Annotated in this window: 11 protein-coding genes; 1 reads left to right on the top strand and 10 read right to left on the bottom strand. The window is 70.7% G+C overall.

Translation table 11 applies throughout. The annotated features are described in order from the left end of the window. From CKO43_RS09220 to CKO43_RS09265, 10 genes are all read right to left on the bottom strand, one after another. Positions 1–1,882: putative bifunctional diguanylate cyclase/phosphodiesterase (locus CKO43_RS09220; RefSeq protein ID WP_200378462.1), on the bottom strand; the 1,882-nt coding region annotated here is incomplete at its 3' end. Then, positions 1,876–2,370, bottom strand: a complete 495-nt coding sequence (locus tag CKO43_RS09225) for a pilus assembly FimT family protein (RefSeq protein ID WP_200231391.1) — start codon at positions 2,368–2,370, stop codon at positions 1,876–1,878. The genes CKO43_RS09225 and CKO43_RS09220, both read right to left, overlap by 7 nt. Then, positions 2,367–2,789: a type IV pilin protein gene (locus CKO43_RS09230; protein WP_346014484.1), complete on the bottom strand. Its 423-nt coding sequence runs from the start codon at positions 2,787–2,789 to the stop codon at positions 2,367–2,369. Before CKO43_RS09230 ends, CKO43_RS09225 begins: the two co-directional genes overlap by 4 nt. Next, positions 2,786–3,544, bottom strand: a complete 759-nt coding sequence (locus CKO43_RS09235) for a flagellar brake protein (protein WP_200378463.1) — start codon at positions 3,542–3,544, stop codon at positions 2,786–2,788. The genes CKO43_RS09230 and CKO43_RS09235 overlap by 4 nt, the downstream gene beginning before the upstream one ends. 58 nt (positions 3,545–3,602) lie before the next feature. Next, positions 3,603–3,902 (bottom strand): flagellar protein FliT, encoded by a 300-nt coding sequence (locus CKO43_RS09240; RefSeq protein WP_009857944.1) that lies wholly within the window; start codon positions 3,900–3,902, stop codon positions 3,603–3,605. A gap of 33 nt (positions 3,903–3,935) precedes the next feature. Then, a complete protein-coding gene (gene fliS / locus CKO43_RS09245; protein WP_200231389.1) occupies positions 3,936–4,367 on the bottom strand; it encodes a flagellar export chaperone FliS in 432 nt (143 codons plus the stop codon). Positions 4,368–4,553: 186 nt separating this feature from the next. Beyond that, positions 4,554–5,999, bottom strand: a complete 1,446-nt coding sequence (gene fliD, locus CKO43_RS09250) for a flagellar filament capping protein FliD (RefSeq protein WP_200378464.1) — start codon at positions 5,997–5,999, stop codon at positions 4,554–4,556. Positions 6,000–6,214: 215 nt separating this feature from the next. Continuing rightward, the gene (locus tag CKO43_RS09255) at positions 6,215–7,084 is read right to left on the bottom strand and encodes a flagellin domain-containing protein (protein WP_200231387.1); all 870 of its coding nucleotides are present in this window, start codon (positions 7,082–7,084) and stop codon (positions 6,215–6,217) included. Positions 7,085–7,324: 240 nt separating this feature from the next. Further along, on the bottom strand, positions 7,325–8,191 hold the full coding sequence (locus CKO43_RS09260; RefSeq protein ID WP_200378465.1) for a flagellin domain-containing protein: 867 nt from the start codon (positions 8,189–8,191) through the stop codon (positions 7,325–7,327). A gap of 230 nt (positions 8,192–8,421) precedes the next feature. Continuing rightward, positions 8,422–9,285, bottom strand: a complete 864-nt coding sequence (locus CKO43_RS09265; RefSeq protein WP_200231385.1) for a flagellin domain-containing protein — start codon at positions 9,283–9,285, stop codon at positions 8,422–8,424. A gap of 454 nt (positions 9,286–9,739) precedes the next feature. Between CKO43_RS09265 and CKO43_RS09270 the strand changes: the two genes are divergently transcribed. Continuing rightward, the gene (locus CKO43_RS09270) at positions 9,740–11,731 is read left to right on the top strand and encodes an O-linked N-acetylglucosamine transferase, SPINDLY family protein (RefSeq protein WP_200378466.1); all 1,992 of its coding nucleotides are present in this window, start codon (positions 9,740–9,742) and stop codon (positions 11,729–11,731) included. The last annotated feature ends 21 nt before the right edge of the window (positions 11,732–11,752 follow it).

Consider the following 11,752-nt stretch of genomic DNA (forward strand, 5'->3'; position numbering starts at 1 on the left):
GTTGGGGGCGGCCTAGCAGGAAGCCTTGCAGTTCGTCGCAGCCGTGCGTGGCCAGGGCCTGGCGCTGGGCTTCGGTTTCGACGCCTTCGGCGGTGACGCGCATGCCCAGGGCGTGCGCCATCGAGACCACCGAGCCGACGATGACGCCGACCTTGGCGTCGCCGGCGAGGTTGTGCGTGAACTCGCGGTCGAGCTTGACCCGGTCCAGCGGGAAACGCCACAGGTGCGCCAGGCTCGAGTAGCCGGTGCCGAAGTCGTCCATCGCGATGCGCACGCCCAGCGCCCGCAGCGCGTGCAGCGCCTGCAGCACGGGCTCGGTGCGCGCCATCAGCAGCGACTCGGTGATCTCCAGCTCCAGCCGCGCCGGCGCCAGGCCGGAGCGGGCCAGCGCGTGCGCCACGGTCTCGACGATGGCGCCGTCGCGGCGGAACTGCGCCGGGCTCAGGTTCACCGCCACCGTCAGCTCGTCCGGCCAGCCGGCGGCCTCGGCGCAGGCAGCGTGCAGCACCCAGGTGCCCAGCTCCTCGATCAGCCCGGTTTGCTCGGCCAGCGCGATGAAGGTCGTCGGCGGCACGAACCCGCGCTCGGGGTGCGGCCAGCGCGCCAGCGCCTCGTAGCCGACGATGCGGCCGCTGGCCGCTTCCTGCAGCGGCTGGAAGTGCAGCGCCAGGCTGTTGCCGGCGAGCGCGTCGCGCAGCTCGACACCCAGCCGGCGGCGGCGCTGCAGCTCGTCGTCCAGGCGCGCGTCGTAGAAGCGGAAAGCCCCCCGGCCGTCGGCCTTGGCGCGCGCCAGCGCGAGGTCGGCGTGCTGCACCAGCTTGTCGGCGCCATCGCCGTCGACGCCGTGCAGCGCGATGCCGATGCTGGCGCCGACCTCGCAGCTGCGGCCGGCCAGCGCGTAGGGCTGCTTCAGGCTGTCGACGATGCGCTGCGCCAGGCCGGCCAGCGCCTCGGCGTCGGCGGTGTCGGCGAGCACCGCGAACTCGTCGCTGCCCAGGCGCGCGACGAGGTCGCCGCTGCGCACCATCGCGCGCAGCCGCGCCGCCACCTGGCGCAGCAACGCGTCGCCGGCACCGCGGCCCAGCCACTCGTTGAACTCGCGGAAGCGGTCCAGGTCCAGGCACAGCACCGCCACCCCGGCACCGGGGCGCTGCGTCGCGCGCTGCAGCGCGACGACGAAGCTGGCGCGGTTGAGCGCGCCGGTCAGCGGGTCGTGCTGCGCCAGATAGTCCATGTGCTCGCGCGCGCTGCGTTCGCCGCGCGCGTGGCTGCGCCACAGCAGCAGCCCGGCCAGGCCGACACCGAGCAGCCCGGCGAGCGCGGTGAAGCCGGCGGCCATGGCCGAGCGTGTCGTCACCGCGGCGATCTCGTCGAGGTCGACGTGGACCTCGGCGGCACCGAGCGGGCCGGACTCGCCGCCGACCGGCAGCCAGACCTCGGCCCGCACCGCGGCGCGGTCGTCGCCGCTGCGATGCAGCTGCACCGACGCGGCGCCGCCAGCGAGCAGACGGCGCACGCGTGCGGCCGCGTCCGCGGGCGCCGCGCCCGGCAGGTCCTGCGAAGCCAGCGTCGCACGGCCGTCGACGGCGTAGAGGCGAAAAGCGTAGACGCCGGTGGCGCCGCGCAGGCCGGCCAGCGGCAGCAGTGCACGCGGTGCCGGCGCCGGCCCGAACAGGCTGTCGGCGCGCGGCACGGCGCGGCCGAGCTGCTGCGTCCAGCCGCGCGCCACGCGCGTGGCGTCTTCCTCGAGGTGGCGCTCGGCGATGCCGTGCAGGCGCAGCGCGACGAGCAGGGTGGCCAGTGCCAGCACCGCCGTCCACAGCGCCACCGCCCGTCCCAGCGACAGGCGCGCGAAATGCTCGCGCTGCGGCGGGCTCAGCATGCGGGGTAGCCGGGCACGCCGCCTGCGGGGGAGCAGATGCGCGAGCGGCCGAGCGGCGACATCGACACCTCCAGGCGTTCACCGCGCGCGGATTCGAAGACGGCCGGCGCCACCTGCGCCTGGGTTTCGCCGTTGGCTTCCAGGCGCGCCGACGCGGCTTCGAGCAGCCGGATGCCGCCGTGTTCGGCGGCGGTCTCGTATTTCAGCTGGCAGCTGTGCGCGACCGCGCAGCCGCAGCCGGGCTGCGAGGCGATCGCCCAGCACCAGTCGGCGCCGGCGTGCACGTCCAGGTGCAGCGCCTGGCCCCGGCGCGCCGCCTCGAGCCGGGCGTCCGCGATGTCGGCGGCCAGCGTCTCGGCGGCGTAACGCAGCCGCGCGCGTTCGACGGCGCCGCCGAAGGAGGGCGCGGCCAGCGAGGCGAGCAGCGCCAGCAGCGCCAGCGCGATCATCGTCTCCAGCAGCGTGAGGCCGCGCGTGGCTTGTCTCATCTGTTCCAGCAGCGGCGGTTGGGGCCGGAGCGGGCGAAGCCGCTGTCGACGGCGAGCGTGAGCGGCGCGCAGTCGGCGTCGCCGGCCTGGGGGCCGCCCGCGGCGGGCGTGGCCAGGGCGCGATAGCGCACCGCGGACTCGGCCTCGACCGTCAGCGTGTAGTGGCCGGCCTCGCTGCGGGTGCCGATGCGCAGCGCCTCCAGCGTCGCGGCGTAGTGGCCGTGTTCGTCGCGGTAGCGTTCCTGCGCCGCCTGCAGCCGCGTCAGCGCCTGCACCGCGTCGACGCGCCGCGCCTTCATCAGGCTGCCCTGCCAGCTGGGCAGGGCGATGCCGGCGAGGATGCCGGTGATGGCGCAGGCCGACATCACGTCGATCAGGCTGAAGCCGCGCGCGGCGCGACCGGTGCGTCGTGTGTTCACAGCGACATCAGCCGGCGCCGCTTCTGCGTCACGTCGATCCAGTGCTGCAGCGCGCGCTGCGTGCCCGGCGCCAGCGCCGCCCACTCGCAGCCCAGGCGCACGCCCTGGACGTCGGCGGGCAGGGCGGTGACGTGGCGCAGCGCCAGCGTGGTCGTGAACCGGGTCTCGACGTCGAGTTCGATCTGGACGTCGGCGATCAGGATGCCCGCGGCCATGGCCGGCACGTCGTGCGGCAGCAGCAGCGCGCAGCCGCCGGCGCTGATGTCGATGACGCGCAGCGCCAGCGCCATGTCCGGGATCGACGGGTGGCGCAGGCGTGCCGTCGGCGCCTGGCGGCCGTGCGGACGCACGCGGTAGGCGCCGCGGCGCTGGAAGCGGTAGAGCGCCCGCGGGATCTCCGCCTGCAGCGCGCAGGCGCGCGCGCCGCGCACCAGCAGCAGGCCCTGCAGTTCGAATTGCAGCTTGATGCTGTCGAGGTAGGCGACGGCGACGGCCTCGTCGGCCTCGACCAGGCTCTGCAGCCCCGGAATGCCTTCGTCGGCGCTGAAAGCCAGGCGGCCGGCGCCGGCGTCGACCGACCACAGCGTCGTCGTCAGGCCGGTGCCGTCGGGCGCGTTCAGGTGCACCGGGATGCTGCCGTCGCAGAGCTGGCGCAGCAGCGCCTGCAGCTCGCGCGGGTGGTCGACGCGGAACTCGGACCACCGGTCGGTCGAGCCGTCGCTGTCGAGATCGGCAGGGCGGGTGTCCTGGAACATGTCGCTTGATTCTCGAAACGGCAACCGCCGCCCGGGCGGCGGCGGAAAAGGAGGGTGTTCAGTGCAGCGTCTTCTGGCGGCCGGCCAGCGTGTCGTCCAGGTCCTGCAGCCAGGGCTCCGCCAGGTGCCGGATCTCGGCGTCGTTGATCAGGATGCGCTGCATGATGCGCGACTTGGCCTTGGCCGCCTCCGCGTCCAGCGAGGCTTCGCGGGCAGCATGTTTGAGCTGGCTGATCAGCAGCACGCAGGCGCCCTCGAGCTTGACGACCTCGTCCCAGTTGCCGGCCTTGGCGGCGGACAGCATGTCCGCGCTCGCCTGCTCGATGGCCTCGTAGTACTTCAGGAGGTCGGTGTTCATCGGAAGGGTCCTTTGGATGGCAGGGTCGGCCGTTCAGCCCCGGCCGGTGGCGCCGACCTTGTCGCCGATCGCCGACCAGGCCTCGCGCAGCGGCTGTATCAGGCGCTGGCATTCGTCGAGGATGTTCTCGTCGTTGCGGAGGTTGGCCTGCGTCAGGCGCAGTTCGAGGTAGGCGTAGAGGTCGTTCAGGTCCTGCGCCAGCGCGCCGCCGGCCTTCAGGTCCAGGCTGCCGCGCAGGCCTTCGCCGACGATGCGCAGCGCACGCTGGATACCGCGGTTCTTGCGTTCGATCTGGCCCGTGCGCATGCCCCCGCGGGCCTGGGCGACGGCGTCCATGTAGCCTTCGAACAGCATGTTGACCAGCTGGTGCGGCGAGGCGCCGCTGACGCCGGTTTCGGCGCCGATGTGCCGATAGGCGTTGGCGAACTGCTGCGGGCGGGCATACGCGGTGGCGGTGCTGAACATGGTGTGGTTCGGAAAGGGGAATCAGCGACAGTGACGGATTTATCGGCTGGTCCGGCACGCACTTGAGGCGGAAAAACCGCCGGCCGGGCGGCGCTGTTGCTCACCTGGGCCGCACACCGGCTCCACAAGGCCGACGGCCCCGCCCCGCAGCGAGCGGGACGGGGCCGTCGGGGCGGCCAGCGGCTTTTAGTTGTTCGAGTTGTTCAGCGCCGTGAGCTGCTGGCTGACGTAGTTCGACAGGCCCGACAGCGAGGCCATGCTCGCGTCCAGCGCCTGGTACTGGCGGCGGATGCGGGCCTCGGTCAGCGCGAGCCGGGTCTCCATCGCCGTCTGGCTCTTGTCGTTGGTCTCGATCTGGTTCTTCAGGCCGTCGCTGCGCGACGTCAACAGCCCCTCGGAGCTGAGCACGATGTTGCCCAGGTCGCGGAAGCGGTCCATGAAGCCCGAGCTGGCGCTGTCGCTGCCGTCGGCGGCGAAGAGCTTGCGCAGCTCGTCGCGGTTGCCGGTGAGCGCGTTCTTCAGCTTGGTGTCCTTGACTTCCAGCAGGCCGTTGGCGTCCATCGAGATGCCGATGTCGGACAGCCTCGAGTACACCGACGAGGCCGTGCTGCCTTCGTTGATGACGCCGCGCAGCTGCATCAGCAGGTTGCCGGTGGTGCGGTCGCCCTGCAGCGTGCCGCCGCTCTTGGCGGTCTCGTCGTACTTGGTCTGCTCCTTGATGTAGCCGGCCAGCGTGTTGAACGCCGAGACGAAGGTGTCGACGGCCTTGAGCACGGCGTCGTCGTCGGCGGTGACGGCGACCGCGACGTCGCTGGTCGTCACCTTGTTCAGCGTCAGCGTCATGCCGTCGGCGATGTTCTTCAACGTGTTGTTCGACGAGGACACCGCGATGCCGTTGATCGTCGCCAGCGCGTTGACCGCCGTCTGGTTGCGCGTCATCGGCGACGTGGCGGTGGCGCTGTAGGCCAGGGCCGACAGCCCAGTGGCGGCGTCGCCGTCGTCGGTGGTCTCGGTGGCGGTGATGCGGAACGCGTTCTCGGCGCCGGTCTCGGTCGAGCGCAGCGCCAGCCGTGCGCCGCTGGCGTCGTTGATGATGCTGGCTGTGACGCCGGTCTTGGACGCGTTGATCTTGTCGCGGATCTTCTCCAGCGTGTCCTCGCCCTCGCCGATCGTCAGCGTCACCGGCGTGCTGCCGCTCTTGGCGTTGAAGCCGGTGGGCGTGGGCTCGCCGGTCCAGCTGCCGAGCTCGATCTTGAGCGTGCCGGTACCGAAGGTGGCCTTGGACGACGAGAAGACCTGGCTCGAGACGGTCTGCGCGCCGGCGAGCTGCTGCACGCGGACGGCGTAGTTGCCGACCGTCGCGCCGGTCTCGGTGCTCACCGTCACCGAACTGGTGTCGGCGCTGGTCGCGGCGGTCTGCTTCCACAGCAGCACCGAGGACATCGCGTTGGCCGCGTCCTTCATCGCCGAGGTATAGCTGGTGAGCTGGCCGATCGCCGACAGCTTGGTCTGCAGCGAGGTTTCGGACTTCTGCAGCAGGTTCAGCGGGCGCTTCTCGAGCGCCATCAGCTGGCTGACGATCGATTCGACGTCGAGGCCGCTGCCGACACCGGTGGATGTGATCGTTGCCATGAATACTCCTCGGGATGTCAGCGTGTCATCGGCCGACGGGGGGTGAACTTGAGGGTCCGGCCGCGGCCGGTGCCCAAGGCATCACGCCGTACGGCGCCGGGCGCGCTGCGCCCGCCGCGGTACGGCGTGTGCGGGCCGGGCTCAGCCGTCGCGCGTGAAATCGCGCTCCGGCCTGAGCCAGGCGTGCGGGGCCTTCCGGCCCCGCACGTCCAGGCTCAGCCCTGCAGCAGGCGCAGCACCTGCTGCGGCAGCTGGTTGGCCTGGGCGACCATCGCGTTGCCGGCCTGCTGCAGGATCTGGGCGCGGCTCAGGTTCGCGGTCTCGGCGGCGAAGTCGGCGTCCATGATGCGGCTGCGTGCTGCCGACTGGTTTTCCGACGAGACCATCAGGTTGGAGATGACGGCGTCGAAGCGGCTCTGCGAGGCGCCCAGCGTCGCGCGTTCGGAGTTGACCTTGTTGATCGCGTCGTCGATGCCGTCGATGACCAGGCCGATGTCGGTGACGGTGGCGGCCGAGCCGATGGTCTTGCGCGTGCCGGCGACGTCGGCGTAGGTGCCGGCGATCGAGGTGATCTCGGTGGCCTGCGTCAGGTCCGAGGTCGTCAGCACGATGGTGTCGTCGTCGGTGGTGTTGGCGCCGACCTGGAATGTCAGCGACGCGGCCTCCGAGCCGAGGATGTGCTTGCCGTTGAAGGTGGTGCCGCCCAGCACGCGCTGGATTTCCTTGGCGAGCTCGCCGAACTCCTTGTCCAGCGACTCCTTGTCGTCGTCGGAGTTCGAGGCGTTGCGCGCCTGCACCGCCAGTTCACGCATGCGCTGCAGCGCGTCGCCGACCTTGCCCAGCGCCCCTTCGGCCGTCTGCGCCATCGAGATGCCGTCGTTGGCGTTGCGGATCGCGACGTTCATGCCGCGAACCTGGGCGTTCATGCGTTCGGCGATCGCGAGACCGGCGGCGTCGTCCTTGGCGCTGTTGACGCGCAGACCGGAGGACAGTCGCTGCATCGATGTCGAGAGCGATGCCTGCGAGGTCGCGAGATTTCTCTGCGCGTTCAGCGAGGCCAAGTTCGTGTTGATGGTCTGCGGCATGTCGAGTGCTCCTCAGGTGGCGATGGCTTCCGGCCACCGCCCCGACCGTGAATCCGGGTGATCCGCCGCGAAAGGCGCGACAGGACATGGCTGGATTGTGCGAAGGGCTTGAGCCCGTCGATCGGCCGAAATGAGGCGGAATGACCGCGCAGTTCGGACCCCTGAACGCGGCGCGACCCCGGCGGGCGGGGCCCGACCGGGGTCGCGTGGAGGCCTGCGGGGCGACGCCCCGGTGGCCGCTCAGCGCAGCAGCGAGAGCACCTGCTGCGGCAGCTGGTTGGCCTGGGCGACCATGGCGTTGCCGGCCTGCTGCAGGATCTGCGCGCGGCTCAGGTTCGCGGTTTCGCTGGCGAAGTCGGCGTCCATGATGCGGCTGCGGGCGGCCGACTGGTTCTCGATCGAGGTCTGCAGGTTCGAGATCACGGCGTCGAAGCGGCTCTGCGAGGCACCCATCGTCGCGCGCTCGGTGTTGACTTTGTCGATCGCGTCGTCGATGGCGTCGATGACGGTCTTGATGTCGTCGGTGGTCGCCGTCGAGTCGATCTTGGCGCGCGTCGTGTCGACGCTGCCATAGGTGCCGGCCACCGAGGTGATGTTGGTGTCGCCGGTCATGTCGACGGTGACGATGTCGATCGTGTCGTCGGTGGTCGTGTTGGCGCCGATCTGGAAGGTCAGCGAACCCGCTTCGGAGCCGAGGATGTGCTTGCCGTTGAAGCTGGTGCCGCCGAGCACGCGCTGGATTTCCTTGGCGAGCTCGCCGAACTCCTTGTCCAGCGAGTCCTTGTCGTCGTCGGAGTTGGAGGCATTGCGCGCCTGCACCGCCAGTTCGCGCATGCGCTGCAGCGCGTCGCCCACCTTGCCCAGCGCGCCTTCGGCGGTCTGGGCCATCGAGATGCCGTCGTTGGCGTTGCGTGTCGCCACCGACATGCCGCGCACCTGGGCATTCATGCGTTCGGCGATCGCCAGGCCGGCGGCGTCGTCCTTGGCGCTGTTGACGCGCAGGCCCGAGGACAGGCGTTGCATCGAAGTCGTCAGCGATGCCTGCGACGTCGCGAGATTGCGCTGCGCATTCAGCGAGCCGAGGTTCGTGTTGATGATCGAGGGCATGTCCGCTCCTGTCGAGTGAAGAGGTCCCGGCCGGTGGACTGCTGGAGCCTGGCGGGATGGGCGTGATGTCTGATAGCAGTATCGGAAGCGCGTCGTCGCCGCTTGACCGCACCCATGCCTCGATAAGACGGGGTCTTCAGGCCCATTTCTTCACTCGCCCCGCGGCCCACCAAGACAAACGCCGCCCGAAGGCGGCGTTTGCGGAGGAGGCCGCCGGAGCGGCCGTTCGATCAGCGCAGCAGCGACAGGACCTGCTGCGGCAGCTGGTTGGCCTGGGCGACCATCGCGTTGCCGGCCTGCTGCAGGATCTGCGCGCGGCTCAGGTTCGCGGTTTCGCTGGCGAAGTCCGCATCCATGATGCGGCTGCGTGCGGCCGACTGGTTCTCCACCGAGATCTGCAGGTTCGAGATCACGGCGTCGAAGCGGCTCTGCGAGGCGCCCATCGTCGCGCGCTCGGTGTTGACCTTGTCGATCGCATCGTCGAGCGCATCGATGACGCCACCGATGTCGGTGTTCGATGCCGACGAGTCGATCTTGGCGCGCCCGGCGCCGGTGTTGTCGGTGCCGGCGACCGACGTGATGTTGGCGTCGCCGGTCATGTCGACCGTGACGATGTCGATCGAGTCGTCACTCGTCGTGTTCGCGCCCACCTGGAAGGACAGCGAGCCGGCTTCGGAGCCGAGGATGTGCTTGCCGTTGAAGGTGGTCCCGCCGAGCACGCGCTGGATTTCCTTGGCGAGTTCGCCGAATTCCTTGTCCAGCGAGTCCTTGTCGGCGTCGGAGTTCGACGAGTTGCGGGCCTGCACCGCCAGTTCGCGCATGCGCTGCAGCGAGTCGCCGACCTTGCCCAGCGCGCCTTCAGCCGTCTGCGCCAGCGAGATGCCGTCGTTGGCGTTGCGCGCCGCGACGTTCATGCCCTTGATCTGAGCGTTCATGCGCTCGGCGATCGCCAGGCCGGCGGCGTCGTCCTTGGCGCTGTTGACACGCAGCCCCGAGGACAGGCGCTGCATCGACGTGGACAGCGCGCTCTGCGAGGTCGAGACGTTGCGCTGTGCGGTCAGCGAATTGATGTTCGTGTTGATGATCGATGCCATTTGATGACTCCAGTCAGTATTCGATCCAATTTCCCGGCGAGAGCGCCGGCATATACCGGATGCTGCGGACGCCTCTCGGCGTGGCACGGCAACCTGCTGCCTGCCGGCGGCCCGCTGCTCTCGCAACTGGCACCCGGCACGCCCGCGCTAGTCAACCGTGGGGCCTTCGGAATACGCTCTGACGTGCTTCCTGGGGCATCGGCCGGCCAACCGGACCACGGAACCCGCTTTCACAAATCCCGTTGAGGGCTGTATCGGAGCGAACCCGGCGGAACTTGAGGCCTGTTCGTCATCGACTAGCACGCAGCCCGGGCGGGTGGGGGCACGCGATGCGGCGTAATGCACGCGAAACCGGGTGCTGTTGCGACCTTTGCGCCCGCTGTACGCTGCCTAAAGTCGGGGCCAGTGCCTGGCGTGGTTCGCGCCAGTGTCCGCGTCCACGCCCGGAGCTCTCATGTCCCCAGCCCTTTCCGCCCCGACCCGCCCGCAGCCGCCGAACGTGCCGCAGCGCGGCAGCCCGGGTGCGCATCAGCAGTGGACCCAGGGCGTCGCGCTCGCGCGCCAGGGTCGTCTCGCCGAGGCCGCCGCCTGCCTGGAGCGCGCGACGCGCCAGTCGCCGCACGTGCCACTGTATTGGCTGAACCTGGCGAGCGTGCGGCGCAAGCTGTTCCGCTCCAGCGAGGCCATCGACGCCGCGCGCCGCGCCTTCACGCTCAACGCCAGCGACGACACCGCCTGCCACCTGCTGGTCGAGCTGCTGCGCACCAACAACCGCGGCGCCGAGGCGCTGCAGGCGCTGGACGAGCTCGACGAACGCACGCCGCGCAACGCGCGCCACTGGCTGCTGCGCGGCTCGCTGCTGATGACGGCGCAGGAGTGGCAGGGCGCCGCGCTCGCCTTCCTGCAGGTGCTGCAGGCCAAGCCGGCCGACATCGAGGCCTACCAGCAGCTCGGCTTCGCACTCGCCAACCTGCGCCGCTTCGGCGACTCGGCCGAGTGTTTCCGGACCATCGCCATCCTCGAGCCTTCGCATTTCGGCGCCGCGGTCTACGCCGCCCACTACGCCGCCTGGGCCTGCGACTGGGCCCAGGGCGAAGCCGACATGCAGCGGCTGGCGGGCGCGCTCGCGCTGCAGACCGACCCGACGCAGACGACCTCGTTCAGCCCCTTCTGCCTGCTGTCGATGAACGACGACGCCGGGCTGCACCGTGCCGCCGCCGAGATCGAGGCCGCGCGCATCGAGCGCCTGGTCATCGCCGGCGCCGGCCGCGGCGCCTACACCGCCTGGCCGCGTGCCGCCGAGGCGGTGGCCGCCGGCCGCATCCGTGTCGGCTTCGTCTCGGCCGACTTCCGCACCCACGCCACCAGCATGCTGGCGGTGCGCACTTTCGAGCGCCTGCCGCGCGATCGTTTCGAGGTCGTGCTCTATTCGCACGGCAGCGACGACGGCTCGGCGCTGCGCCAGCGCATGGTGGCCGCGGCCGACCGCTTCGTCGACTGCAGCGAGATGAGCGCCACCGAGCAGGCGCAGGCGATCCACGACGACGGCATCGCGCTGCTCGTCGACATGAGCGGCTACACCGGCAATACCCGCCTGGGCGTGTTCGCGCTGCGCCCGGCGCCGGTGCAGACGCTGTGGCTGGCCTATCCGAGCACGCTGGGCGCACGTTTCGTCGACTACGTGATCGGCGACCCGATCCTGACCCCGCTGGAGCACGCCGAGGACTTCACCGAAAAGATCGCGCAGCTGCCGGTCTGCTACGAGCCCACCGACCCGCTGCGCGAGCACCCCGAGGCCTCGTCGCGTGCCGACGCCGGGCTGCCCGAGCACGCCTTCGTCTTCGCCTGCTTCAACCAGAGCTACAAGATCACCGAGCCGGTGTTCTCGCGCTGGTGCCGCATCCTCGAGCGTGTACCCGGCAGCGTGCTGTGGCTGCTGGTGCCGCAGGTCGAGATCCAGGCCGCGCTGCGTGCCCACGCCGCCGAACGCGGCATCGCCAGCGAACGCCTGGTCTTCGCCCCCTTCGTCACGCCCAGCGAACACCTGGCGCGGCTGCCGCAGGCCGACCTGTTCCTCGACACCTTCCCCTACGGCGCACACACGACCTGCTCGGACGCGCTGTGGATGGGGCTGCCGGTGCTGACCCAGCTCGGCCGCAGCTTCTCGGCGCGTGTCGCCGCCAGCCTGCTGTCTGCCGTCGGCCTGCCCGAGCTGGCGGTCGACTCCGGCGAGGCCTACGAGGAGCTCGCGGTGCGCCTGGCGACCGAGCCCGGCGAGCTCGCGCGCGTGCGCGCGCATCTCAGTGAGAAGCGGCTCGAGCTGCCGCTGTTCGACAACGAGCGCTTCACCGGCGAACTCGGCGCGCTCTTCGCGCGCATGGTCGGGCGCTGGCGCGACGGCCTGCCGCCGGCCGCGCTGCCCTGCGAAGACCGGACGCCGGCCTGAGCCGCCCCCAGACCCACCCCC

This window comes from Rubrivivax gelatinosus, assembly GCF_016583785.1.
GTDB classification, from domain to species: Bacteria; Pseudomonadota; Gammaproteobacteria; order Burkholderiales; family Burkholderiaceae_C; genus Rubrivivax; species Rubrivivax gelatinosus_B.

Coding starts and splice junctions, on each gene's coding strand:
- CKO43_RS09225 (WP_200231391.1), bottom strand. CDS start 2,370: ATGAGACAAGCCACGCGCGGCCTCACGCTGCTGGAGACGATGATCGCG.
- CKO43_RS09235 (WP_200378463.1), bottom strand. CDS start 3,544: ATGTTCCAGGACACCCGCCCTGCCGATCTCGACAGCGACGGCTCGACC.
- CKO43_RS09240 (WP_009857944.1), bottom strand. CDS start 3,902: ATGAACACCGACCTCCTGAAGTACTACGAGGCCATCGAGCAGGCGAGC.
- fliS (WP_200231389.1), bottom strand. CDS start 4,367: ATGTTCAGCACCGCCACCGCGTATGCCCGCCCGCAGCAGTTCGCCAAC.
- fliD (WP_200378464.1), bottom strand. CDS start 5,999: ATGGCAACGATCACATCCACCGGTGTCGGCAGCGGCCTCGACGTCGAA.
- CKO43_RS09255 (WP_200231387.1), bottom strand. CDS start 7,084: ATGCCGCAGACCATCAACACGAACTTGGCCTCGCTGAACGCGCAGAGA.
- CKO43_RS09260 (WP_200378465.1), bottom strand. CDS start 8,191: ATGCCCTCGATCATCAACACGAACCTCGGCTCGCTGAATGCGCAGCGC.
- CKO43_RS09265 (WP_200231385.1), bottom strand. CDS start 9,285: ATGGCATCGATCATCAACACGAACATCAATTCGCTGACCGCACAGCGC.
- CKO43_RS09270 (WP_200378466.1), top strand. CDS start 9,740: ATGTCCCCAGCCCTTTCCGCCCCGACCCGCCCGCAGCCGCCGAACGTG.